The sequence below is a fragment of the Thioalkalivibrio versutus genome, from assembly GCF_001999325.1.
Taxonomy (GTDB): domain Bacteria; phylum Pseudomonadota; class Gammaproteobacteria; order Ectothiorhodospirales; family Ectothiorhodospiraceae; genus Thioalkalivibrio; species Thioalkalivibrio versutus.
Genome location: NZ_MVAR01000012.1, coordinates 1 through 23293, shown reverse-complemented (window position 1 = coordinate 23293; position 23293 = coordinate 1). Strand labels below are relative to the sequence as shown.

The window sequence follows — 23293 nt, the reverse complement described above, 5'->3', positions numbered from 1 at the left end:
CGAGAAGCGGTCGCGGCGAACGGCGTCTGCGGGTGGCTCAGCGACGCGGGTTACGGATTCCCAGCGCATCGGTATCCCGTTGCGGTGCGGACGGCCGGCGCAGTTCCGCGACGATCATACGGAGCGATACGGCAAACAGAACCGTCCCCAGCACCAGCATGCCGTCGACTAGCCAGCCATTCGCCAGAAACGGAAAGATCGGACCGTCATTATCCCCGAGCTTCTCGGCCAGTCCCAACCCCAGCAGGAGCGACCCCGGCGTCTGCACCAGCGCCGCACGATGAAAGGGGTGCATCCGCACAGTCGACCGCTGTGCCGCGGCCACCGCGGACTCCTGGACGGCATCCGGCGCGGCCGATCGGGCCGCCTCCGGCGGCGGTGAGCCCGGCGCGATGCCCCCCTCAGCAGGACCCTCGCAGACCCCTGCAGGGTGGCGATAGGCAAACACCCACCACATCAACAACGGGCTCCCAAGGAACGCGAACAGCACCAGCCCGAAAGCCCCCGCCCCGGATGCCTCGCCACCGTTCAGCGCATGCGCGAGCAATACCGTGGCAAAGGGCAGCGCCAAGGTCGCGAAGGCATACAACACCCGCACGCCAAGCGCGGCGCGCCGTCGCGACAACAGCATCACCAATGCGGCCACTACCGCGAAACTGTATACAACCAGAAGAATCATGAACGCCTCCCTGCGTCACGTGATTGGAACGGTCCGTCGCTGCGGGGCCTGGCGACCCCGCCTGCCGATCCTACCGTCCTGGACCATCCGTTGCTCGTGACCGCCCCCTGCGCCTTGCCGGCCTGACCGCATTCTTCGCAGGCGTACTGTCCTGTCTCACCGAGCCGATCAGCCCGCGTCGTCCAGGCCTGGAAACTCGAGTTCGTAGCGCAGCTCTTCCTCTGGCTGCCGGATGAAGTTCCCCTGAACCAGGTCGATCTGGGCCTGCCACAACAAGGCCAGACCATCGGCATCCTCCACATAGCTGGCCATGGTGTAGGCACCGACCTCCTTGGCCTGACCCAGGAGGCCGTTGAGCCGTAACGAAGGCGTGGCGGAGTGATGCAGCCCCACGGTGAGTTCCCGCGCGATCTTGACGTAGTCGGGCCGCATTTCGGCAAGCATCCGGCGCGTATCGGCATCGGTACTGGCGCCAAAGTGTTCCAGGGCGATGCGGATCTCCAAATCCCGAAGCGCATCGCCGAAGGCCGAGAGCTGATCCACACGGCCCAGCACATCGCCCTCGCGGAGTTGCAGAACCAGGCTTCCCGGCCATACCGGGTGCACGGCAAGTTGTTTGCCCAGCCAGGGCAAAAAGCTCGAATCGCCGAGCGAGCCGCGGGACATCTTCACAAACAGCCGCGACTGCGGATGGCTCACGGTTCGGGCATTGAGGATGCCAAGGGCATTACTGATGACCCAGCGATCGAGATGCCGGTCGAGCTCGAGCCGTTCCGCCATCTCGACGAACTGTCCCGGCAACAGGATCTTGCCATTCGGCTCGCGGATTCTCAGCAGCACCTCGTGACGCTCGATCTGATCGGACCCACTGATATTCGCGATCGGCTGAAACACCGGGAACAGTCGCTTTTCCTTGATGGCATGGGCAATGGTGCGCCGCCAGTGATTGCGCTCTTCGACCTCCAGATTCGGCGTCAGCAACTCCGGATCCAGTTGCACCCGGTTGCCGCCGCTGTCGCGGGCCTCGCTACAAAGCGCGATGGCACGGTCCAGAGCCTTGAGCGGACGTTCCCACATCACCTGTCCGACACCGATGCTGGCCGCAACGGTTCCACCGGGGAGACCGGACACAGCGGCACCGGCAGTCTGCTCATGCACGCGTTGCGCGAGTTCGACGATCTCCTTCAGGTCCTTGCGTTGGGCAATCGCAATCAAGCCCGCCTCACCATGGCTCACCACCAGATCACCCGGGGCCATGGCCTCGCGAATCCGGCGCACGAACTGGTTGCGAGTCTGCTGGTAGTCGATCGGACCGAGGCGGGCGAGGAGTGCCCCCGGGTCATCGAACGCCCACTGCAGGACCACCGCGGCCCCCTGCGCAGGATCAAGGCCGTCGAGATGGCATAACACGAGACGCTCGAACTCCAGGGGATGCACCAGTGTCGGCGCACGACCAAGCTCGGCCTGGCCGTGCGCCCGCGACCGAATACGGCGGTGCCATGCAGCCCGCGCACGAACCCGGCAGACGATGTCCGCATCGGTACTGGCGGGCGGCAGGTAGTCGAGCATCCCATTGCCGGGCGAGCCATCCGGTGCCCCCGGCACACCCAAAGCCAACAGGGGGATATCCAGAGACATGTCGTGGGGCAACAGCAGGCGGCCGATCTCCTCCGCGGTGACCCCCGGCAAAGACCCGGCGATCACTACCGCCTCTGGCCGACCATCCGCCACTCGACCAACCACCTCCAGGGGGTCCACGCTGATACCTACCTCCAGCCCGGCCTGCCGCAACATGGACGCCGGCTCCTCGACAGACCCGGCGTCCGCGCCGAGCATCAGCACCCGGTACGGGATCAGGTCGTCCTGCACCAGCCCGCGTATGGCCCCCACCAAGTCCAGGTCCGTCACGGGCCGCTTCAACAGGGCATCGGCACCGGCGCGGAGCACATGCAGCCCGGCCTGTCCTGCTGCTCCTCCGCTGACTGGCGCCAGGATGACCAGCGGCACGCCCGGCAGCGAACCGTCACGCAGATGGACAAGCCGCGACAGTTCGGCGTCATCCATCGCCGCCAGTTCGGCGATCATCACGTCGGGGCGGGTCGCGTCGCCCGGATGCGGCAGGGCTGCCTCGTCGGCGCACGCAATAACCGCATAGCCGTGTATTCCCAGCAGCAAGGCGGTCTCGCTCTCCGGCGAAGCATCCGCCCCGAACAGGCATACCAGAGGCCGCTGGATCGTCGGGGCCGGCGCGGCCGTCTCGGCGTCGTACGCGGCGAGCGGCACTTCGCCCCGCACACTTTCGCGCAGCCGCAGAACCAGGGCTCCAATGGTCTCGAGATCGGCCGGGTTGGGACGCACCGTGGTGGCCGCATACTGCGCCAGACGCTCATCAATCCGGCGAGCGGTGGTGAAGGAGTCATCCATTGCCGAGCCGGTCAGACCACTCACCAAAGCCCGCGTTATGCCCCGGACATCCATCACATCCTGTGGCCGGAACCCGCGCTGGCGCACGATGTACCAGCGGTCCCTGAGGTCATCGACCACCTTCGGAAGTTTCTTCAAGAAGTCCGTATCAAGGGCATCCGAGGCGCCCCCGGATGACTGGGTTTCGGAGTTATGCATCATGTAGACCCGGACGTGACCAGTTCAGCCTCACTATAGACAAGTATCCACGGCCCATGGGGCCGAGCGTCCGGCCCTGACCTCCAGGACGCTGCCCGACCCAGCGAGCTCTTCGCGGGGCATAACGCCGAGGGGCCTTGTGGCAGCCTGATTCGGTTATTCCCGAACCGAGCCCCGGGTTAGGATGACGCCTTGCGCATAACGGGAGAGGGATCGTGCTGTTCTGGCTCACGTTGGTGCCGTTCGTGTTGCTGTTCGTGTGGCTGGTGCCGTTGCGGCGGCCGGCCTTTGAAGCGGCGCCCATCGCCTATCTCGCCACCCTGGTTCTGGCCGTTCTGGTCTGGCAGATATCGGGCACGGTGCTGGTAGCGAGTCTGCTGGATGCTGCCATCGTTTTCGTGGAGGTCCTGCTGATCATCCTGATGGCACTGCTGGTGCTGAACGTGATGATCGGGACCGGGCACATGAGCGCGATCCAGTCAGTCATCGCCAGCGTCTCGCGCGACCACCGGGTGCTGGCCATGCTGCTGGGGTGGGGGCTGGTCGGTTTCGTAGAGGGCATCGCCGGCTTCGGCACCCCCGCGGTACTGGCGGCACCGCTGCTGGTGTATTTCGGCATGCGGCCCCTGAAGGCGGTCGCCATCGCCCTGATCGGCAACAGCACCGCCGTCCCCTTCGGTGCGGCCGGAACGCCCGTGATCATCGGCTTCGCCGGCCTCGGACTGGATGCGGAGACCACCCGCTCGGCCGTGTTGCAGACGGCGGTCATCCACACCGTCCTCGCACCATTCATTACGCTGTTCATGGTCTGGGTGGCGACCCTCGGCGAGGAACGCGGGCGCTTCCGCGAGTTCGTGCCCTTCGCCGTGCTATCGGCGCTGGCGTTCGGCATCCCCTATCTGCTGATTGCCTGGCTGGTGGGGCCGGAACTGCCCGCGATCATCGGCGGCGTGGTGGCAATGGCGGTGATTGCCCTGGCGGCCCATCGCGGCTTCCTGCTACCTGGGCACGAACGACGCGCAGAGGTCGAGCGGGCCCCAGTCGGGCGGGTGGTGCTGGCGTTTGTGCCATTCGCGGTCATGGCCGTGGCGCTGATCGCCTCGCGCACCATCATGCCGCTGCGCGAGGCCCTGCAGTCCGTGCGCTGGTCGCCGGGCGAGTTCCACGGCATCGAGCTGGGGCAGAGCCTGGCCCCGCTGTACACACCCTATTTCTACTTTGGCCTGGCCCTGCTCACCGCGCTGATCCTGTTCCGCGTGAGCCGCGCCACGCTGGGTCAGGCGGTGGCCGCCACCTGGGGCAAGCTGCGCGTGGCGGCCATCGTGCTGGCATTCATCATCGCCCTCACCCAGCTCCTGCTGAGCTCCGGCTCCAACGCCGCAGGCCTGCCGTCGATGCCACAGGTGCTGGGGCAGGGCCTGGCGGAATCACTGGGCGGGACCTTCGTGATGTTCAGTGCCTTCCTCGGTGCCCTGGGCTCGTTCATGACCGGAAGCGCGACCGTCTCCAACCTGCTGTTTGCCCAGCTCCAGGCAGACACTGCCGATGCCCTGGGCATGGCGCTCCCGACCGTACTCGCCCTGCAACTGATCGGCGCCGGGGTGGGCAACATGATCTCGCTGCACAACATCGCCATGGCGGCCGGGGCCGCCGGCCTGCAGGCACGCGAGGGTCAGGTGATCCGCGAGACCATCATCCCGGTCATCGTCGTCTGCCTCGGGGCCGGCTTGCTGGCACTCGCCTGGTAGCCAGGGGCGGCGTCGGCCCGCGCTACGGGTTACCGGAAGGCGACACTGGGGCGCCTTTCCGTGGCCTCGGCTACCACCGATAACAACTGGCTTCCTTGCCCATAATTTGCATCCCGATACGCTCCGCCGCGGGGCCACCCGCCACTCCGTAGCAGACATGCAGCGGCAACAAGTGCTCCGCCCGCGGATGGCAGAACCGGGCGCCCGGCGCGGCATCCCAGTGCACGAGCTTGGCCGCCCGTGCATCTTCCGCGTCCGCGCGCCCGCAGCAGACGGCCTCCAACCAGGCCTCGAACGACTGGTTGAGCTGCCGGGACTCCTGCGTATCGGGCGTGAAAAAGGCGCGCAGGTTGTGGAACGAGAAGCCAGACCCCACCACCCACACACCGGATTCATGCAGCCCTGCCAGAGCCCGTCCAATCTCAATATGCTGCGCCGGGTCCAGCGTCTCCACCAGGGAGAGCTGAACGCATGGGACCTGCGCCTCGGGATACATGATCTTCAGCGGCACGAAGAGCCCGTGATCGAACCCCCGCGCCGGGTCCAGGTGCGCATCGATGCCCGCCACCTGCAGCCGTCGATGAACCTCCGCGGCCAGTGCCGGCTCGCCCGGGCAGGGATACTCGATGGTGTACGACTCCGGGGGAAACCCGTGGTAGTCGTAGATCAGCCCCGGATTCGCCCCGGACGTGATGGTCGGCACCGACGCCTCCCAGTGCGCACTCACCACCACCAGCGCATCGGGCACCCGCACGCGCCCGGCCAGACCCTCCAGATTCGTCACCATGGCCGTGTGCCCTGGGTCCCCCAGCAGTGGCAGCGGCCCGCCGCCATGGGACAAAAACAACGCCTGCGTCTTGTCCATCATTCGCTCCCGCCGTTGCATCCCGGTCGTCCGGTCACCCACACAAGCCCGCTACCTACCTACGCCCGTCTCCATCAACGCTGAAACCGGCACCCCTGGAGCCGACAAGCGCCCTCAGTAGCTTCCAGACCAACGACCGCCCTGCACTGATCGTCCGATTCAGGGCTGGGCCCGTCACCCCAACCCCTTCGGGGCGCGCTTCAATGATCGCGCGACCAATGCCAAACGGCATACCGAAGTCCTGCAGGGCCCACTTGCCGGAACGTCGCTACGCGTGGACGTCCAGGACATCACAATGCGGAGCGATGACACGGCCTTCACCGCAGCCCTGTTGCGGGTCTCGAACATCGCATCCATGCCTGCGGGCCTCCCGGACCGGGGGGACGGCGCCCTGTACACGCGCATGAGCTTCCTGCTCGAACACGACGATCATCACGGCTGGCAGATTCGGTTCGGGCAAAACACCGCCGTGCATCGGTAGGCACGCGGAACCGGCACACTGCCACGGCAGCGAACAAGATCATGGAGAGCCTCTTGCTTCGTCTCCACCGGACATGACGCGGTAGCGTTCGGGTGACGCCTGGATCTCGCGATGTCCGCCCATGCTCACTCCGATGGATGCGAGACCACTCCCGCCCGCACCATGTTCCACCCCGCATACACCAGGCCGCGCGCCAGAGGTGCCCCCGTCTCCACCGCCGTCACGTGGGCATCGATCCTCCCAGAAGGTGCCTTTGCATCCCTCGTGCTGGTTGAAAGCCTGACCGCCCCAGCCCGCGCTCAACGGCATGGCATCCGCAATCTCGGCGTGAGACGCAAGGAGACGCTGATCAGCCGCCCCTCGAATCGCCAAGTTTTCGACGGTTACCGCAGCCAACCCCGTTCACAGGAAAATTTTCCGTCGAGAAATTGACATATATCAGATTATCTGGATTTTCTTCTTTTACGATGCAAGCCGCTAGGTACTGGCGGGCCCAAAACCCCGCCCTCCAGCAGGCGGGGCCCCGAATGCCCCGAGACATTTGGTCTTGTTTAAGTGGTTGTTAACTTGAGGAGGTATTGCCATGAACAAGCTGGCCAAAGCTCTTTCTACCGCTGCGCTGATCGGCGCCTTTGCGATCCCGATGCATGCCTCGGCCCAGTGGTGGGGTCCCGGCTATCACGCGCCGAATTATGGCCCCTACTACGGTCCCGGCTACGGGTACGGTCCCGGCTGGGGTCGCGGCGTAGGTGACTGGTTCGGCCTCGGCGACATGTTCGGCGACTTCGACTTCAGCATGCGCGGTCGCGGACATGGATACGGCAGCGGGCATGGATACGGCGACTACTACGGCCGTCACTACGGGAACTACTACCCGCATTATGGCTATGCCCCGTATTACCACCCCGCCCCCTACCAGGGTGCAGCCTGGGCTCCGCAACAGATGGCTGCGGATCAGGCGGAAGATCAGGACAACTGATCGCGATCGCGCCTTCCGGCCGCTAGACAACCGGCCCGGTCTGCCCATGGCAGGCCGGGCCGGTCACGTTCCTGCACCCCGCATTTCACACCGGATCTCGCCTCCCGGAAAATCATGGGATTCCTCATCTAGCCTGAAATTGACGCTTTATCCTCGTTTCATCGCTGTTTTCGACGTTTCGCGTGTTCCGCCCCCGTTTTGCGGTCAAACCTGACCTATAGTTCTTTCAAAAACCCCGCCGGGCCGCAGATCCCATGACCGAGACCTCGGACATCCGCAGGAAGAGCTTCGTCGCCCACATGGCGACGGTCTTCATCAACGCCCTCAACGACAACTTCTTCCGGCTGGTGGTCATTTTCATCGCCATCCGCGAGTTCGTCGCCGAGGGCGAAGGCACCTTCTACTACAGCCTGGTCGGTTTCGTGTTCCTGCTTCCGTTCGTGCTGTTCTCGCCATGGGCGGGCTACATCGCCGACCGCTACAGCAAGAAGATTGTGATCGTCTGCACCCGCATGGCCGAGGCCGCGGTGCTGCTGACCGCCGCGCTGATGCTGATCACCGACAACTTCCCCGGCCTGCTGGTGACCACCTTCCTGATGGGACTGCAGAGCACGTTCTTCAGCCCGGCGAAGTTCGGCATCCTGCCGGAGCTGGTGCGCTACCAGCAGCTATCGCGCGCCAACGGACACATCCAGCTATGGACGTTCCTGGCAATCATCCTCGGCACCGCGCTGGCCGGCTTCGTGATGGAGTTCGCCGGCGAGGCGCTGTGGGTCCCGGCGGCCCTGATCGTGGCGCTGTCCGTCACCGGTCTGGTGACCAGCTTGTTCATCGCCCCGACCCTGGCCACCGACAACCCCGCGCCGTTCCGCCTGAACCCGTTCGCGACCGTCATGCAGTCGGTCACCGAGATCCGGCCACACCGCGTCCTGTTCATGGTAATCCTCGGCATCGCATGGTTCTGGGCTCTGGGCACGCTGTACCAACTCAACGTCCCACTGTTCGCCGAGGTCCATCTGGAGCTGGGCGAGCTCGCGACCGGCATCATCCTGACCACGCTGGCGCTCGGCATCGGAACCGGCAGCATCCTTGCCGGCTACCTGTCGCGTGGCGGCATCGCCATGCACCATGCCCCGGCCGGCATGATCGCGGCGGCCCTGATCAGCGCATTGCTGTACTTCGCCACCGACAGTTACCCCGCGACGCTGGTGCTGATGGCCCTGCTGGGCATTGCCTCCGGTTTCTTCATCGTGCCGATCACCGCCTACCTGCAGGGTCACAGCCCCGCTGACCGGCGCGGCCGCTTCATCGCCGCCAGCAACTTCCTGGCTTTCTCCGCCATGCTGGTGGCACCGGTCCTGTTCTGGCTGCTTACCGGGCCCGCCGGTGCCACGCCCGCACATGTGTTCGTGATCGGTGGACTGGCCTCGCTGCTGGTCGGGCTAACGGCCCTGCGGCTGTACCGCCGCCACCGCGCGGAGGCGGATGCCTGAGCCATCAGCCTGCATCCCGCAGCCGTTCGATCAGGCGCTGGGCGTCGCGGGGCGCGGCGCCCTCGGCATCGTTGTCGAAGTAGACATGCACCTCACGCCCCTGCGCCAGCCACTGCCGCACGCGGTCGGCCCACTGGTCCAGCAGGCGGTCGCTGTAGGCCGAGGCATAGGTGCGGGTATGCCCGTGCAGACGGCAGTAGACCAGCGGGCCCGCTATGGCCTCCCAGCACGGCCAGTCCGGGGCATCGGACTGGCAGATCCCCACTCCGGCCGCGTCCAGCTGCCCCGCCACCGCCACGGTAAACCAGCTGGGATGGCGAAACTCGATCGCATGCCGCACCTCCGGCCAGAAGCCCAGCGCGTTGGTGAACGCCTCCAGACGCTCCTGGTTCACCGCGAAGTTCGGCGGCAATTGCCACACGACCGCCCGCAGCCGGCTCCCCATCGGTTGCATGCGGTCGCGCAGCAGCCGAACCGAGTCCCCGGCGTCCTTCAGTCGGTGGATATGCGTGACGAACCGGCTGCCCTTGATCGCGAAGCCGAAATCCGGCGGCGTCTGCTCCGCCCACCGCTGCACAGTCGTACTCGCGGGCAGGCGGTAAAAGGTGGCATTGATCTCCAGCCCGCTGAAATTCCGCGCACAGTGGGCGAGCCACTCGCGCTGTGGAACCCCGCGGTAGAAGTCGTCCTTCCACGCCCGGTAGTTCCAGCCGGACGTCCCGACATACGCACAGGCCATCGAGACCTCCTTCAGGCTTGCCTGCAACGAGTGTAGCCACAGGCCTGACGCCCTATCCGGAGGGTGCCCCAATCTCGCCTGCACTCATGCAGTGGAGTCGCGTGCGGAAAGCGGGCGGCCCAATGTCCGCCCGTTCCCGGACGGCTCGCGCCCCCCGGTCACGGACGGTGACGACTCGCCCCGGTCGCCACCCCGCCTGCGATCATGTGCGCCACCCGCAGTGGTTCCGGCAACCGGCTATGGACGCGCTGGTCTTCCAGGAGCCTCTGCGCCGCCTCGGGACTCAGCCCGCAGCGCTGCACGTACAACCCCGCCAGCGGTTCCATGACGCCGGCGGCCTCGATCAATCGCCACTTGCGCACGCCCCCTGGAACAGGCCCGAACAGCGCGCGACGAATCGCGGGCAGATCCGGTGCGTGGCGCGCCACCGCGAGGATCGGTAACCCGGTGCGCGCGTGCAGCGCCGGCAGGTCCACCACGTTGAATCCGGCCAGGGTGATCCCCTGCAACAGGATCGCGTGCAGTTGCGGTGCAAACGGACTGTCCAGCACGCATTCGGCCAGACGCGCGGTGGCGTTGGCTCCGTCACGGCGCACCCGCGTCGAGATCACACCGTCCAGCCGCATGCCGGCGAATACCGCACCGACCACCAGCACATCACCCCGATGTGGCCGCGCGAACGGCGCATCATCGAAACCCACCACGTGTGAAAGACGCTCCTGCATCCGCTTCCCGGTCTGCCGCCTCTCGCGCCGCGGCGTTTCACAGTTCCACTGGTGTCCGCCCAGGCCTCGCCAACCCGGAGCGCACTCGGGGCGGGCCCCACCCGCAGCGGCCCCGCGCGCTCCGGCGGCCCATAACGGACTCGCCTCGAAGGGCCACCGGTTGCAGAGGCGCCCGCAATACCCTACATCATGGCAGATACAAGCCCCGTTCCAGAGCAGACCGTGACCGACGAACTGCAACGCATCCGCTTCCTGATCAAGCGTGACGGCGAGGCCGCCACGCGGGAATGGGTCGAGCGCACATTGAACATCTACCGCGAAGCGCTGGCCGGTGCGGGCAATCACCCCCCGGCAGCGCACTACCGCTCGGAGTTCGAGCACTCCATCCGCCGCTTCGAACAGTGGCTGCACGGCAACATGAGGGACGACACGATGACGTTATCCGTCGAGGAGTTCTCCCGGGCGCGGGAGATGGTCAACGGCCTGCTGGAGGAACTGCATTTGGCGACCTACACGTTCGATGTCGAGCCGCACGACGATGGCTGGGAGATTCGGGTCGAATGCGCCGCCGAGGACGGCTGGATGACCCAAACCTTCGCCGCTAGCCGCGAGGAGCTGCGGCGCGGCGACGACGCCGGTGTGCGTCAGCGGCTGCTTGATGCCTGGGCCGGGCAGCTGGCCGGATGTCGACGCACGCGCTGACTGAACGCCTGACCGTTCCCAAAAGGCACAGACAGCCCTTGAATCCACGCCGGCCCGGGACATTTCGTACTTCTGCGCGGTCTCACCCAGTACCTGGACGACTGATCATTGACACCCCACATCTGGCGCCTACCTAGAGCGCACAAAGGTGGCTCGCCATGCGCCCGGACCTGATCACGGTATTTGGCGGCACCGGCTTTCTCGGCAGCGCGATCGTGCACGAGCTGATCGACGCCGGACACCCCGTGCGGATTGCTTCGCGCCGGGCGGCGTTACCCGCCGCGCTGGAACAACATGCCCAGGTGGAGCACTGCAGCGCCGATATCCGTGACGATGCCGCCGTCACCCGGGCCCTGGAGGGGGCCAGCGGCGTGGTGAACGCGGTCAGCCTGTATGTGGAACACCGCGACCTCCGCTTCACCACCATCCACGTGGAAGGCGCTGCGCGCCTCGCCCGATCGGCGCGCGCCGCGGGCCTGGCGCGAGTCGTGCAGATCTCCGGGATCGGGGCCGACAGGCAGTCGCGCTCCGCCTACATACGCGCCAGGGCCGAAGGCGAGTCGGCCGTGATCCGCGCGTTCCCCGACGCCTTGATCGTGCGTCCCAGCGTGCTCTTCGGCCCGCATGATGCCTTCCTGCGCAACCTGGCCGGCCTTGCGCGTCTGCCGGTGATCCCCCTGTTCGGCCGCGGAGAGACCCGCCTGCAGCCGGTGCACGTGGCCGATGTCGCCCGCGCCGTGGCCAGGCTGTTCACCGCCACCCCGCCTGCACACCCGGTCTTCGAACTCGGTGGTCCCGACATCATGACGTACCGCCAGATCCTGACTCGGGTACTGGTTCACCTGGAACGCCAGCGCCCGATGGTGCCAGTGCCCTTCGCGCTCTGGCACGCACTGGCCCGGCTCGGCTCGCTGCTACCGAACGCACCCCTGACCCGGGACCAGATCTTCCTGATGCAGCAGGACAACGTCGCCGACGAAACGGCGGGAAGCTTCGCCGACCTCGGCATCACGCCCCGCAGGCTGGAGGATTCCCTTCCGGACTGCCTCCCGGCGGAATGATTCCCGGATGCGCCGCCGCGCCGTGCGAAACCCAGGAAGCAGGGTGTCCTCTTCCTGCTCTCTTCCCGTCCTTTCCTGGTCGCCCCGGATGCGGCACGCCGGACCGCGGCTATATCCGGCGGCGCACACCTCACAAGCCCGCCAAATGTGCACCGCAATTGCACCATCGTTGAAACCGCCCTATGTTCCTGAAGATAACGTCCTGCAATCGTGGTGACCCAATGGCACGAGCGCACACCTTCAACCGAATCACTGTCCGGCCACTCGCGCTGTTAACCGCCCTGTGGCTGCTGGGCGGCGCCGCCGTCGCCGAGGACGCCCCCGGCGCCCAAATTGCGCAGGGAGGCAATGATCGCGGCGCGACCGCCTGCATCCAGTGCCACGGCGAACAGGGACAGGGCCAGGCACAGCCCCCATTCCCACGCCTGGCGGGGCTCCCGAAGGCCTACTTGGTCGAGCAAATGACGGCCTACCGGGAAGGCCAGCGCCCGAATGCCACCATGGGCCAGATCGCCCAGCATCTGGACGATGACGAGATCGAGGCGGTCAGCCGCCACTACGCCGAGATGAAACCCGCGGGCGGGCCGCACCGGGTGCCCGAAGACCTGGTAGAAAAAGGGCGCGAGATTGCGCTCGAAGGGCTGCCGGAGCGAAACATCCAGTCCTGCGCCTCCTGCCATGGCGAACAGGGGCGCGAGCGCAACCCCAGCCTGCCACCGCTCGCCGGCCATCCCCCGCGTTATCTCATGGCACAGCTCCAGGCCTATGCCCAGGGGGCCCGCAAGACCGCCCTGGCCGGTTTGATGCAAGGCATCGCCCAGGAGCTGGAGGAAGAAGAGATGGCCGCCGTGTCGGCCTACTTCGCCTCGATTCCCGCCCGCGAGGAATGACCCCTTTGCTGCCGCCCGGACCGGACATCAACGAGCCCCGGGGGCGCAGGGCCGTGGGCGCCCGGCTTCCGTCCATCCCGCCGGCGGGCTCAATCCCTAGATAGCCCCCCGACGCGTAGCGAGCCTCGACCGCAGTGCGGAAATGTCCCGGAGTGGGTATCTTGTTGGCGCGGGACAAGGCAATCCCGCTGTCGGGTCCGGTATCGCGCGGCCCGGATGAGTCAAAAAAGGGAGAGAAACATGCCAGGGAAACTGATCGTGGGCGGCCTCGTGGTCGCCGCCGCCGGTGTCGGGTATTACCACTACGAGGTCCGGCAGGTCGAGCAGAAGCTCGACGACATGGTGGAGATGCTCCAGCCGCTCGGCACGCTGCACTACTCCGACGTCGGTATCGGCCTCGGGGGCGAACTGCACGTCAACGGGCTGCTGTTTGAACCCAACAACACGGCCATCGGCCGCATGCGCGCTGACCGCATCACCCTGGAAGCCGGAAACCTGTGGCGGCTCGCCCGGCTTCGGCACACGCTGGATGCCCGACGCCTGCCGCGGCAGCTCGGGTTTTCCGTGCACGGGCTGACCCTGCCGGCCGGCATCGCCACAGGCGCGCAGGGCGACACGCCTGCGCTGTGGCTCGACACCGCCGGCTGCGGGGCCTATCAAGCCGCCCCGCCGGACGCCCTGATGGCCGCACTCGGCTATCGCGACATCCCGCTGGACTTCGGCGCCCACTACCACCTCGAAGAGGACCGCAACAGTCTGACCGTGCACAGCACGTTCGGCATGGGCCCACTGGGCCAGGGCACCTCCACCGGACGCTTCGACATCCAGGCCGCCTCGAACCGGGCCCGCGATCTCGCTCCGGCGCTAATGACCGCCTCGCTACAATCCTTGACCGTGGGGTACGCGGACCGGGGGTACTACCCTGCACTGATGGAATTCTGCGCGAACGAGATGGAGATGGCTCTCGAGGACTATACCGAGCACCACAAAGGCGCCTGGGTCGAGGCCTGGCGCCCCTTCGGCGTGCAGCCCGGGCCCACGATGGTCGATGCCTACGGACGCTTCATCGAGGATCCCAAGGACGTTTCGCTGCGCATTGGCCCGATCGACAACCCGGCGCTGCTCTGGGCCAACGTCGACACCCCGACCCACCTGCTACGTCGGGTCGAGTCCAGCCTGACCGTGGCCGAAAAACACTACGGTCGCGTCGATCTGCGCCCCGTCACCCCGGGCCCCGCCAGACCGACGACGACCGAGAATACGAACTTGAACACGGGCCCGGCCGCCTCGACCACGGCACCCGATTTATCGCCTGTCCCGAACATCGCACTGAATGCCCTGGGCGACCACATCGGCCGCAATATCCGCATCCAGCTCGCCGACGGGCGCACCCGCGATGGCGAACTGCTCGGAATCGAGGAGGAGCACATCCGTGTGCGCCGACGCTTCGGCAGCGGCTACATGGTCGTGCCACTCGCGCTGTCCGACATCGCCGAGGTGCGCCCACTCCGCTGAGGCCAGCGCGCCCCGCCATTGCAGAAAACTGCTGGAGCACAACATGGCATTGCACCACGCCACACCCGGAGAAATCGTGGACGTTCGCCCCCTGGGGAAAGAACTGCGCGAATCAAAAAGTGCAACGCTGCTGCGTTCGGAACATTTGCAATGTCTTCCGCGTCGTGCTCCCCAAAGGCGAAGAGTTCAGTGATCACGCCGTACCCGGAGAGATCACGGTCCAATGCCTGGAAGGCTCGGTCGATTTCCGTATCGGGGAAGACAAGGTCCAGCGACTCACCGCCGGCGCCCTGATCTATCTGAATGGGGGTCAGCCCCATGCCCTCAAGGCGCTGGAAGACGCGTCAGTCCTGGTGACCATCTACCACCCACGATAGCCTGATCAACCGATATTTGGCGTGATTCCACGCCACCATCCCGTACTGCACCGGGCCGGTTCCAGGCCCAGGCGCCACTCAGCGCCTGCTTGAGACGGAGCCGACTGCCTCTGCGCGCTCGAGTAGGCCGCCCCCCGAGTCCCATCCTCGCGCAGGCGAGATGACCGGGGCTGACCTTGCCCTTTACCCATCCACTGCCAGCCGAAATGCTCGGGGTCGAACCTTGCCCTTTGCCCATCCGCCGCCAACCCGCCGACCTGCTAAATCCGCAGGTAGAATTCTTAGCCCTGCCGGCAGCGACTTCACAGGGTGTTCCGGTACATCCGCCCGCCCTTCATGATCAACCGCAACGAGTTCTCCGGCTCCGCCAGGAAGGACAGATCCCGCTCCGGCTCCCCGTCGACCACCAGCAGGTCTGCCAGGCCGCCGGGCTGAACAACCCCCAGACCGCTGCCGTAGGGCGCGCGCGGCCCGGATAACGCCAGGCAGCGGCCGTTGTCCCCAGTAGCCATGCGCAGTACCTCGAGGGGTTCGTAGAAGCGGGTCATCTTGGCCAGCTGACGCCCCTGGGTATGGGTCTTGTCGGGGGCAAACAGGATGTCCGTGCCCCAGGCGGTCTGTACCTCATGCTCGCGTGCCCACGCGTAGGCCTGTTCCGTACCCCTGGCCACCCGCGTCTGCTTCGCCACCTGTTCCGGATCCCGGTAAACGTTGGAGTCCTCGTCCTGGAGAAATGGCTGCAGGCTCCACCAGACGCCCTCGCCCGCCATCATGCGGACCGCCTCCTCGTCTGCCAGCTGGCCGTGTTCGATGCAGCCGACACCCGCGCGGATGGCGCGCTTGATCCCTTCGGGCACGTAAACGTGCACCGTGGCGTAGGTGCCCCAGTCCCTGGCGGCCTCGACACCCGCGCGCAACTCCCGCTCGGTGTACTGCACGCTATCCAGGGGATCGTAGAGGGAGGCCACACCGCCACCAGCCATTAGCTTGATCTGGCTTGCGCCCAGCATGAGCTGTTCCCGCGCGCGACGGAGCACCTCGTCGGCGCCATCGGCGATCACCGAAACCCCGGAAAGCTCCGTCTGGATGGGGCCAGACAGGGCCGTGCGCGGTACTTCATGGCGCATGCGGAAATCACCGTGCCCCGAGGTCTGGCTGATCATCGCGCCGGAGGGGAAGATGCGCGGCCCCGGGGTAACGCCTTCGTCAATGGCGCGCTTGAGAGCGAAGGCGGGGCCGCCCACGTCGCGCACCGTGGTGAAACCACGCATCAGCGTCGCCCGCGCCTCGCGCGCCGCCTGCAGGTGAATGTAGGCCGGATCCGCCGTCAGGGCGGTGCGCATGTCCACCCCCGCCAGGGTGGTATGCCAGTGGGCATCGATGAGTCCGGGCATCACCACCCGTCCTCCGCAATCCACACGCAGCACACCCTCGGGCGCTGCGTCCGGCGTGATCAGATCGACGATCCGCTCACCCTGGATCAAAACCGCCACGCCTTCCCTCAGATGAAGGGACTGGCCATCGAACAGCCGCAGATTCACCAGTAGCAGGGGGCGATCCGGCAGGCCCGGCCGCTCATCCGGCCCGGCCGCTACTCGGAACCCGGCGAACATGCCCACCAGCACCGCCATGCCTCCCAGCATACGCCGGCGGCTGATGTCCGCCTCAATACGCTGCATGGCGCGCATGGTCTCCGGCCGGCCGCACAGGCACGACATGCCCCCGGGGTGTTCGGTGCCGCAGCAGGGGTGGGAGTGGACAGGCTCGTGCATCACTGGGCTCCTTGGGCAAGGCCGCTGACCAGTAAACACCGGGAGACGTCCGCGCCGCCCGATCCCTAGTTCAGATTAGCAGGGATGAGTGCATCTTGACCCTCATTCTCATCCCTTTGTCTCTTTCGAAACATTGTCGGAAGATGAGCCGTGAAGGCGATATCGGACCCCACGAATCCAGCTCCCCGGAGCAGGTTCAAGCGCTAATCAGCGCGAGGTTGGGGCGGAACCGATTGCTTCTGCGAGCTGGAATAGACGCTCAGGGCGGTCACGGTCAGCAGGATCAATCCCATGCCAAAGACCTGGAGTGCGCCCAGGGTCTCGCTCAGGAACACCACGCCGAACAGCGACGCAGTCACCGGCTCGACCATCGCCACGATGGACGCGACGGCGGGTGCCGTGTGGTTCAGGCCGATGATGTAGAAAATGAACGACAACCCGGCGCCCAGCACGCCCAGTATCACGAACAACGGCCAGCTCGGCGTGCTCAGCACAGCCACGGTCTGGTCGGGATCGCCCAGCCCGAACAGGATGACGACCAGGACCGCGAACGCGATCACCAGAATCGCCTGCGGGCTGCCGTGGGGTGCCGCGAACTTGAAGCCGAAGATAAAGACCGCGTAGGACAGCCCGGAAGCCAGACCGGCCCCAGCGGCAATCGGCGTCACGTCACCGGCGCCGATATCGTAAATACCCGTCAGCAGCACCACACCCAGCATGACCATCGCGATCGCGACCCACTTGAACAGGGTGGGTTTTTCGAGCCCGAGTGCAAAAGAGACGAGATAAACGAATACCGGCGCGCAGTACATCAGTGTCGCAGCCACCGCGACACTGCCCTCGGCGATGCTCAGGAAGTAGAAGGTGAAGTTGCCCGCGACCCCCAGGCCGGCGATCGCCGACCAGAACCACATGCGGCCACTGGCCAATCCGCTGCCATGCGGACGAATCGCAAGCCAGGCGAGCACGAACAGCAGCCCGATCGCACCCCGGTAGAACGACACCACCACCGGATCCCAACCCTGGCCCGTGAGAATGCCCCCAATCCCGCCGGACAGCCCCCAGGAAAACGCCGCCAGGGCGACGAACAGCGTGCTCAGACCCACCACTTTTTCGGATGAAAGCGACCTCAGCGGGGTCGGTGCGCCCTGTGCCATTCAGCCAGTCCCTATCGTGGGTCGTGAGTGAGTCCCGACCCGTCGATCTGCTGGTCGGCGACATGTTTCGCGTTGACCCCGCGATGGGTCAGCGAAACGCCGCACAATATAACAGCGCCACACGTCGTGATGTTGTGAGACATCAACGAGCCCGGGACATTAGAGAAGCCCTTGCCGCTTGGGTGGAGGCGCGGCGCGAAAGGACGGCCTGAGCCCTTGCCGCCCTCGCGGCTCCCGGGCAAATCAGTCGTGGACGATGATGCGCGCGCCGGCGGGGTCGATATCGACGCGGGAACTCGAATACTCGCAGGCGTCCGCGATTTCCTTCAGCTCTGGCATATTGTTGAGCTCCGCCAGTTTCCGCAACAGGCCGCCTTCGCAGTCGCATTGCATCCCTCTGTCGGGATCGGCTGTGCACTTGAACTCACCCCCATCCACCGACCAGTCCATGCCCGATGGCATCTGCAGGATGACGGGCTCCTCGCGCATTACCTGCACCTTCACCCGATCCGTGTTCTCGCCACGCTCCCAATCCACGGTCGGCAAATTGTCTCTGGCCATCATGTCACTCCTTCCATCCGAATATCCCGCGTAGTGTCACGCGATCCATGCCCAGCGTACGAGGCGCCTTCCGGCCCTTGCTTTGATGCCAGGCCCCTTCCACTTTCCGCCAAAATGGGCTGATGTCAGGATGCAGTCCGTACGGTGTCAAACATAACGAAGATCGTTGGTGTCCTTTGTTGCTCGCACATCCATTGCGCCACTCAAGCCGACGGGGGGCCCATTTGTGCGGGAAATCGCCGCAGCTGCTCCCTTGGCGATGCCGGCCTGCTACATCCGAAGGTAGACCCCATAGCGCGGGCTCGCTGGCACTCAGGCCGACACTCCTGTACACAGGGGGCGCCTGTCACAAACACCATCCGGAGCTTGCATGTCCAGGAAACCGTTCCTACTGATCGCCTTGCCCCTGGCCGCACTCATGGCGGCCCCTGCTTGGGCCGACGACGGCGAGATCCAGCGCATCCTGGAGGCCAAGGGGGCCGCATGGGAAGCCGGCGATGGCGAGGCCTGGGCACGCGACTATGCGGAGAACGCCGGGGTGATCAATCTCGTCGGCACGCGCCTCGAGGACCGTTCGAGCAATGCACAACGGCATACGGACTTGCTGCAGGGCCCCTTTGCCGGAACCTCGCTAAGCGTCGACGTACAGGACATCATCCTGCTCGGCGACGACACCGCCTTCGCGGAGGTCATGTTTCGGGTTTCGGGCATTGAATCCATGCCGGACGGCCTGCCGGACCGCGGCGACGGCGAGCTGCACACGCGTATGAGCTTCCTGTTCGAACGCCACGATCACCACGGCTGGCAGATCCAGTTCGGACAGAACACCGCCGTGCACCCATAACAGACGGCGGCGGCGACGGGGTCGGACCACGATAACCTACTGACTTAATGTAGTTATATCGCGCCAAACCCCCTTTCTAGACGCTTATCCGCCCTGTTTGGTGGTCAAGACCGTGTATCCACCCGATAACCTGCGCCGGTTTAGGACTGGCCACCCATCCCGCGATCCACGACGTCACCCGCCATCTCGCCCTCCCCACATGGCGTACCAGCAGGTGCACGCGCAGCGAGGTGACCATGGCGTTCAGCACACACAAACCGTAGTGCTGCCGCGCGTCATACAGCCAGTACCGCCCGAGCCTGCGGTCACGGGCAAACTTCAGCAGGAACTCCTGCTTGAGACAGCGATGGACCACATGCCAGATTGGCCCAGCCAGTGATGGGCTTCCCTCCCTGAAATAGCCATTTGACGGTCGAAATGGCGGCTTCAAGCCCGAATTCGTGCCCTAGGCCAGATATGTTCACCGCCTTTTCCAACCCTTACCCTGGTCCGCCCCCCCGATGCGCAGCCACTCTCGACGATTCAGCCCTTCAGGGTCGCGATGGCCTGCACCGTGTTCTCCTTCACCGGGCGCGGCCGCTCCGGCTTGAAGTTCCGGATGTACTCGACCGCCTCGGGGCCGGTGAGCACGGGTACCGACAGGTCGGACGAACGCCCCAGCGAGACATCCGGGTGGGTGAACAGCACGATCGGCTGGATCCAGCGCTTCGCCTTGCGGCTCTTCAGGTATTCACTCAGCAACCACACCTGCTTCTTCACCTGCCTGATGGGATTGCGCATCTCCTTGCCATAGCGGTTTCCGCGACGCCCCGTCTTGCTCACGGTCCATTGCGGCCGGCTCTCGTCACAGTCGATCGCCCCGTTGTTGTGCTTCACCTCGATCACGAACACCGCCTCCGGTCCGGTCACCACCAAGTCGGTCTCCACCATCCCGGTGCGGGACTGTTCGCTGGGCAGATCCACCTGATTGAAGATCGCGAATGAATCCGGGAGCTTCGAAAGCCAGTCCAGGGCCGCATCCTCGCCGCGCGCCCCCGCCTCGATCACCGCGCTGCCACCGATGCTTCCATACAGGGCCGCCACGCCCGCAAGCGCTACGAGCCCTACGAGCGGATGAATGAAGAAGGCCGCAACCGCGACCGGAAGGCCCAGGATCAGGACCAGATTCCGCCCCTTCGCCTGAATCGCCTTCGACTCCTCAGTCAATCGATTCGCGGTCACATACCGAGTATTCGCCATGGCCCCTTCCTTTTCATTTCCGGAACGAATCGAACGCCTCCACGATGCCAGATTGAGCCCGACTACTGGACCGGCTTCGTTCCGCGGCAGCCGGGATACTGCGTACACCCCCAGAACTCCTGGCCGACCCTGGAGCCGCGACGTGCCTTCCGCTTCATCATCGCCTCGCCGCATTTCGGACAGGCCGGCCCGGCCGGGGCCTCATGCCGTTCGCGTAGCTGCTGCACGTGGGCCCGGTGCGTATGCCGAGAAGGCTCCAGCCGGCGACCCTTCAGCTGGTCCACCAGGGCCTGCACCTCGTCATCGCTCCACACCTTCGTGCGGAACGAACGGATGTAGCCCAGCAGCCCGAGGCCCCGGACCACGTTCTCGGGCATCGGCGTCTTGAAACGACTGCTGCCGACAAAGACCACCACCGAATGGATCGTCTCGGGCTCGACCTGCAGCGCATCGGAAATCGCCCGTTCATGCCGGTAGTTCTGGCGCAGCGGATTCTGGAAGCGAAACGACCGGCGGTAGAAACGTTGCGTCCATTGAGCCTGCCGCGCATCGCCAAAGATCCACCCGCGCATATTCTTCGTCTCGATGACGAAAATGCCGAAGCGGGACACCAGCACATGGTCCACCTGCGTCGTGCCGTCGCCCGTCTCCAGCGTGACATCATGAAGCGCGTGCCCCGCCTTGCCGTCCAGCCCAACCGACAGAATCAGGCGAACCACAAGCTCACCCACCCAGCCCTTGACCATCGGCAGCCGACCGATGGCGAACAGCACGACCAAGATCCAGGCCCACCAGAATCGCAGCATCCCCTCCAGAAATGCCCCGCCCAGATTGTTCTCCATCACATCCCCTTCTTGGCTCTCCGGACTAGTAAAGCTGGACCAAGCGTCGGCACCCAAAAAGGTCATGGGTGCCCTCTTCTTCATGGGAAGCCAATCATTCCTGCGCCAGATCCAGGCACAGCTGGATATCCGCGCCGTCGATCACTCCGTACGCACCGACTCGGACGCTTCACACCTCGCCGAAGACCCCGCACGTTACAGCCCCACTCATGGCCGAAAATGGCCACTCCAAGGCCCAAACCCTTTGCCGATCAGGGCGCAACCTGTTCATTACACCCTACGCCTGGAGGTCCGACCCGGTCACTCCGGATATAGACTTAGGGTACCGGCGGGACTGGTACCGCTCATCTGACAGGAGAATCGCATGCTGCGCATCGCTGCTGTGTTGCTGGGTCTCTTGCTGCTTGCCGGCTGCATCAGCACCCAAAGCTGGGAGGCGACGCGCGTGCTCCAGGACATCGAGGCCGGCGCGGGACCGAGCACGCTGAAGGACCGCACCCCCGAGCCCACGCGCCAAACGCTTACCCTCGAGACGGACGAAGGTGACATCGCGGCCGACCTCTATCATCCCCAGCAGAATGTGGGGGCCCGCATCGTCCTCGTGCCGGGCTTCACGCCGCAGGGCAAGGACGACCGGCGGCTGGTGCAACTCGCCAATACGTTGGCGCGGGCGCGCTTCCTGGTGCTGGTGCCCGACCTGCAGGGCTCGAAAGACCTCAGCGTGCGTCCCGAGGAGGCCGCTGCCATCGGTGATGCCGCGGCCCTTCTGTCCCGTCTGGATGTGGAGCGCGCAGCGGATGAACAATACGTGGGGGTCGCGGCGATCTCTTATGCCGTGGGCCTGGCCGTCCTGGCGACGCTGACGCCGCAGGGGGAAGCGGCCATCGACTTCCTGGTCGGGATCGGCGGCTACTACGACACGAAGAACGTCATCACCTTCTCCACCACAGGGGCCTTCCAGGAGCCCGGATCGGACCACTGGCAGACGCGGACGCCTGACCCGTTGGCGAAGTGGCTATTCCTGCGCGGCAATCTGCACATGCTGGATAACCGCGAAGACCGCAGGATTCTCGAAGAAATCGCGCGCCGGCGCATGGGCGACCCCAAGGCCCCCATCGACGACGTGACAGATGATCTCGGGGATGAGGGGCGGACCCTCTTGGCGTTAATCCTGAACGATGACCAGGAGCGCGTGCCGGAGCTCCTGAATGATCTGCCGGCCAGCGCGCGGGAGGCCATCGAAATGCTGTCCCTCACCAACCGCGACCTCTCGCATCTTTCCAACGGTGCCATCCTGATCCACGGTCGGGCCGACACCATGATCCCGCACACCGAAAGCGCGCGCCTCGCCCGTGCAATCGGCGAGGTCGACCTCCACCTGATCGATGGCTTTTCCCACATCGATCCGCAAGGCGTGGGGCTTATCGGCCAGTGGCAACTCATCCGCGCGGTGATGGACCTGATCGCGCGGCGCTCGAATTGACCCTGTGGATGGTAACGAGGTCCGACCTCGTCATGCGGAATAGAAATTCTCGCCACACAGGAACGCACGGCGAACACAGCGACAAATGCAGTGGTAATACGGCGTCGCCTCGATCGAGACGAGCTCCTTCCTGGCTCGCGTCATCAGGACCCTCCTTGGTCCATGAACTCACCCCAAAACCTAGCCCGACCGCCTCAGACCGTCAAGAAGATCATGGGTGTCCACTTCTTCTGGTTTCTCAGCGGAAACTGAATTTCCAAGAAGCACCGCTCATCTGTGCGCCATCCAACAGATGAATCGTTTCCATGTGTAGTAGTTTTTTCGTGTAGTAAGAAGATCCTGCGCACTCGACACGGAATGGCCGCCCGGGATCGCTAGGGGCGATTGCCTCCGCATGAAGCTCCATCAAAGCCGGCCGACATACGTTGGGATCTCCAATTGATCATTAGAGGACTTACGAGCGCCCGCACTAAACACCCGCTTTCAACCGCTGCACCCTGAGCTGGTCTAATTTCCGTG

The 23293-nt window shown here is 65.3% G+C and carries 20 protein-coding genes and 3 pseudogenes; 11 read left to right on the top strand and 12 right to left on the bottom strand.

Annotation, left to right across the window (positions count from 1 at the left end):
* Nucleotides 1-37: 37 nt before the first annotated feature.
* Together B0684_RS04185 and B0684_RS04180 are read right to left on the bottom strand one after the other, a co-directional pair.
* Entirely contained in the window at nt 38-679 is a 642-nt protein-coding gene (locus tag B0684_RS04185; RefSeq protein WP_018649898.1) for a hypothetical protein, read from the bottom strand.
* A 168-nt stretch (nt 680-847) separates the two neighbouring features.
* A complete protein-coding gene (locus tag B0684_RS04180; RefSeq protein WP_018649897.1) occupies nt 848-3304 on the bottom strand; it encodes an EAL domain-containing protein in 2457 nt (818 codons plus the stop codon).
* A gap of 212 nt (nt 3305-3516) precedes the next feature.
* Here B0684_RS04180 and B0684_RS04175 point away from each other — a divergent pair, with 212 nt between their 5' ends.
* Nucleotides 3517-5049, top strand: coding sequence for an L-lactate permease (locus B0684_RS04175; RefSeq protein WP_018649896.1), 1533 nt, complete (start codon nt 3517-3519; stop codon nt 5047-5049).
* Between the two features lie 70 nt (nt 5050-5119).
* Here B0684_RS04175 and B0684_RS04170 read toward each other — a convergent pair whose 3' ends face one another.
* On the bottom strand, nt 5120-5914 hold the full coding sequence (locus B0684_RS04170) for a DODA-type extradiol aromatic ring-opening family dioxygenase (RefSeq protein WP_018649895.1): 795 nt from the start codon (nt 5912-5914) through the stop codon (nt 5120-5122).
* Nucleotides 5915-6095: 181 nt separating this feature from the next.
* On the opposite strand from B0684_RS04170, the pseudogene B0684_RS04165 reads away from it, so the two are divergent.
* The 3 genes and pseudogenes from B0684_RS04165 to B0684_RS04155 all read left to right on the top strand — a co-directional run.
* Nucleotides 6096-6395, top strand: a pseudogene (locus B0684_RS04165) (SgcJ/EcaC family oxidoreductase); the annotation flags it as partial.
* Between the two features lie 583 nt (nt 6396-6978).
* The gene (locus B0684_RS04160) at nt 6979-7374 is read left to right on the top strand and encodes a sulfur globule family protein (RefSeq protein ID WP_018649894.1); all 396 of its coding nucleotides are present in this window, start codon (nt 6979-6981) and stop codon (nt 7372-7374) included.
* A gap of 254 nt (nt 7375-7628) precedes the next feature.
* Nucleotides 7629-8867 carry an MFS transporter gene (locus B0684_RS04155; protein WP_018170127.1) on the top strand — a complete coding sequence of 413 codons (1239 nt, stop codon included), beginning with the start codon at nt 7629-7631 and terminating at the stop codon, nt 8865-8867.
* Nucleotides 8868-8871: 4 nt separating this feature from the next.
* Here B0684_RS04155 and B0684_RS04150 read toward each other — a convergent pair whose 3' ends face one another.
* Together B0684_RS04150 and B0684_RS04145 are read right to left on the bottom strand one after the other, a co-directional pair.
* Nucleotides 8872-9606: a DUF72 domain-containing protein gene (locus B0684_RS04150; RefSeq protein ID WP_018649891.1), complete on the bottom strand. Its 735-nt coding sequence runs from the start codon at nt 9604-9606 to the stop codon at nt 8872-8874.
* Between the two features lie 158 nt (nt 9607-9764).
* Complete coding sequence (locus tag B0684_RS04145; protein ID WP_018175697.1) at nt 9765-10331, bottom strand: endonuclease dU; 567 nt, start codon at nt 10329-10331, stop codon at nt 9765-9767.
* A gap of 222 nt (nt 10332-10553) precedes the next feature.
* On the opposite strand from B0684_RS04145, the gene B0684_RS04140 reads away from it, so the two are divergent.
* The 5 genes from B0684_RS04140 to B0684_RS13935 all read left to right on the top strand — a co-directional run bounded on the left by B0684_RS04140 (nt 10554) and on the right by B0684_RS13935 (nt 14876).
* Complete coding sequence (locus tag B0684_RS04140) at nt 10554-11033, top strand: hypothetical protein (RefSeq protein ID WP_018649890.1); 480 nt, start codon at nt 10554-10556, stop codon at nt 11031-11033.
* A gap of 158 nt (nt 11034-11191) precedes the next feature.
* Nucleotides 11192-12094, top strand: a complete 903-nt coding sequence (locus B0684_RS04135) for a complex I NDUFA9 subunit family protein (RefSeq protein WP_018649889.1) — start codon at nt 11192-11194, stop codon at nt 12092-12094.
* Between the two features lie 221 nt (nt 12095-12315).
* Complete coding sequence (locus tag B0684_RS04130; protein ID WP_018170131.1) at nt 12316-12984, top strand: c-type cytochrome; 669 nt, start codon at nt 12316-12318, stop codon at nt 12982-12984.
* Between the two features lie 240 nt (nt 12985-13224).
* The gene (locus tag B0684_RS04125) at nt 13225-14499 is read left to right on the top strand and encodes an LSm family protein (RefSeq protein WP_018649886.1); all 1275 of its coding nucleotides are present in this window, start codon (nt 13225-13227) and stop codon (nt 14497-14499) included.
* A gap of 164 nt (nt 14500-14663) precedes the next feature.
* Nucleotides 14664-14876, top strand: coding sequence for a cupin domain-containing protein (locus tag B0684_RS13935; RefSeq protein WP_018649885.1), 213 nt, complete (start codon nt 14664-14666; stop codon nt 14874-14876).
* A 302-nt stretch (nt 14877-15178) separates the two neighbouring features.
* Here B0684_RS13935 and B0684_RS04115 read toward each other — a convergent pair whose 3' ends face one another.
* The 3 genes from B0684_RS04115 to B0684_RS04105 all read right to left on the bottom strand — a co-directional run bounded on the left by B0684_RS04115 (nt 15179) and on the right by B0684_RS04105 (nt 18369).
* Nucleotides 15179-16648 carry a metal-dependent hydrolase family protein gene (locus B0684_RS04115; protein WP_018649884.1) on the bottom strand — a complete coding sequence of 490 codons (1470 nt, stop codon included), beginning with the start codon at nt 16646-16648 and terminating at the stop codon, nt 15179-15181.
* Nucleotides 16649-16851: 203 nt separating this feature from the next.
* Nucleotides 16852-17754 carry a DMT family transporter gene (locus B0684_RS04110; RefSeq protein ID WP_018175690.1) on the bottom strand — a complete coding sequence of 301 codons (903 nt, stop codon included), beginning with the start codon at nt 17752-17754 and terminating at the stop codon, nt 16852-16854.
* A 294-nt stretch (nt 17755-18048) separates the two neighbouring features.
* Nucleotides 18049-18369: a hypothetical protein gene (locus tag B0684_RS04105; RefSeq protein ID WP_018170136.1), complete on the bottom strand. Its 321-nt coding sequence runs from the start codon at nt 18367-18369 to the stop codon at nt 18049-18051.
* Nucleotides 18370-18736: 367 nt separating this feature from the next.
* Here B0684_RS04105 and B0684_RS04100 point away from each other — a divergent pair, with 367 nt between their 5' ends.
* Nucleotides 18737-19210 carry an SgcJ/EcaC family oxidoreductase gene (locus B0684_RS04100; protein ID WP_018170137.1) on the top strand — a complete coding sequence of 158 codons (474 nt, stop codon included), beginning with the start codon at nt 18737-18739 and terminating at the stop codon, nt 19208-19210.
* Between the two features lie 151 nt (nt 19211-19361).
* Here B0684_RS04100 and B0684_RS14020 read toward each other — a convergent pair.
* The 3 genes and pseudogenes from B0684_RS14020 to B0684_RS04085 form a co-directional block, all read right to left on the bottom strand.
* Nucleotides 19362-19586, bottom strand: a pseudogene (locus B0684_RS14020) (hypothetical protein); the annotation flags it as partial.
* A 146-nt stretch (nt 19587-19732) separates the two neighbouring features.
* A complete protein-coding gene (locus B0684_RS04090) occupies nt 19733-20449 on the bottom strand; it encodes a nuclease-related domain-containing protein (protein WP_018175689.1) in 717 nt (238 codons plus the stop codon).
* Between the two features lie 62 nt (nt 20450-20511).
* Nucleotides 20512-21291 (bottom strand): nuclease-related domain-containing protein, encoded by a 780-nt coding sequence (locus B0684_RS04085; protein ID WP_018175688.1) that lies wholly within the window; start codon nt 21289-21291, stop codon nt 20512-20514.
* Nucleotides 21292-21655: 364 nt separating this feature from the next.
* Here B0684_RS04085 and B0684_RS04080 point away from each other — a divergent pair, with 364 nt between their 5' ends.
* Nucleotides 21656-22774: an alpha/beta hydrolase family protein gene (locus B0684_RS04080; RefSeq protein WP_018175687.1), complete on the top strand. Its 1119-nt coding sequence runs from the start codon at nt 21656-21658 to the stop codon at nt 22772-22774.
* Nucleotides 22775-22810: 36 nt separating this feature from the next.
* Here B0684_RS04080 and B0684_RS13715 read toward each other — a convergent pair.
* A pseudogene (locus B0684_RS13715) lies at nt 22811-22918 on the bottom strand (transposase); the annotation flags it as partial.
* Nucleotides 22919-23293: the final 375 nt, after the last annotated feature.

What these genes read in the sequence shown, in the direction of transcription:
- B0684_RS04185 (WP_018649898.1), bottom strand. Translation starts at nt 679, where the DNA reads ATGATTCTTCTGGTTGTATACAGTTTCGCGGTAGTGGCCGCATTGGTG.
- B0684_RS04180 (WP_018649897.1), bottom strand. Translation starts at nt 3,304, where the DNA reads ATGATGCATAACTCCGAAACCCAGTCATCCGGGGGCGCCTCGGATGCC.
- B0684_RS04170 (WP_018649895.1), bottom strand. Translation starts at nt 5,914, where the DNA reads ATGGACAAGACGCAGGCGTTGTTTTTGTCCCATGGCGGCGGGCCGCTG.
- B0684_RS04160 (WP_018649894.1), top strand. Translation starts at nt 6,979, where the DNA reads ATGAACAAGCTGGCCAAAGCTCTTTCTACCGCTGCGCTGATCGGCGCC.
- B0684_RS04155 (WP_018170127.1), top strand. Translation starts at nt 7,629, where the DNA reads ATGACCGAGACCTCGGACATCCGCAGGAAGAGCTTCGTCGCCCACATG.
- B0684_RS04150 (WP_018649891.1), bottom strand. Translation starts at nt 9,606, where the DNA reads ATGGCCTGTGCGTATGTCGGGACGTCCGGCTGGAACTACCGGGCGTGG.
- B0684_RS04145 (WP_018175697.1), bottom strand. Translation starts at nt 10,331, where the DNA reads ATGCAGGAGCGTCTTTCACACGTGGTGGGTTTCGATGATGCGCCGTTC.
- B0684_RS04135 (WP_018649889.1), top strand. Translation starts at nt 11,192, where the DNA reads ATGCGCCCGGACCTGATCACGGTATTTGGCGGCACCGGCTTTCTCGGC.
- B0684_RS04130 (WP_018170131.1), top strand. Translation starts at nt 12,316, where the DNA reads ATGGCACGAGCGCACACCTTCAACCGAATCACTGTCCGGCCACTCGCG.
- B0684_RS04125 (WP_018649886.1), top strand. Translation starts at nt 13,225, where the DNA reads ATGCCAGGGAAACTGATCGTGGGCGGCCTCGTGGTCGCCGCCGCCGGT.
- B0684_RS04115 (WP_018649884.1), bottom strand. Translation starts at nt 16,648, where the DNA reads ATGCACGAGCCTGTCCACTCCCACCCCTGCTGCGGCACCGAACACCCC.
- B0684_RS04105 (WP_018170136.1), bottom strand. Translation starts at nt 18,369, where the DNA reads ATGATGGCCAGAGACAATTTGCCGACCGTGGATTGGGAGCGTGGCGAG.
- B0684_RS04100 (WP_018170137.1), top strand. Translation starts at nt 18,737, where the DNA reads ATGTCCAGGAAACCGTTCCTACTGATCGCCTTGCCCCTGGCCGCACTC.
- B0684_RS04090 (WP_018175689.1), bottom strand. Translation starts at nt 20,449, where the DNA reads ATGGCGAATACTCGGTATGTGACCGCGAATCGATTGACTGAGGAGTCG.
- B0684_RS04085 (WP_018175688.1), bottom strand. Translation starts at nt 21,291, where the DNA reads ATGGAGAACAATCTGGGCGGGGCATTTCTGGAGGGGATGCTGCGATTC.
- B0684_RS04080 (WP_018175687.1), top strand. Translation starts at nt 21,656, where the DNA reads ATGCTGCGCATCGCTGCTGTGTTGCTGGGTCTCTTGCTGCTTGCCGGC.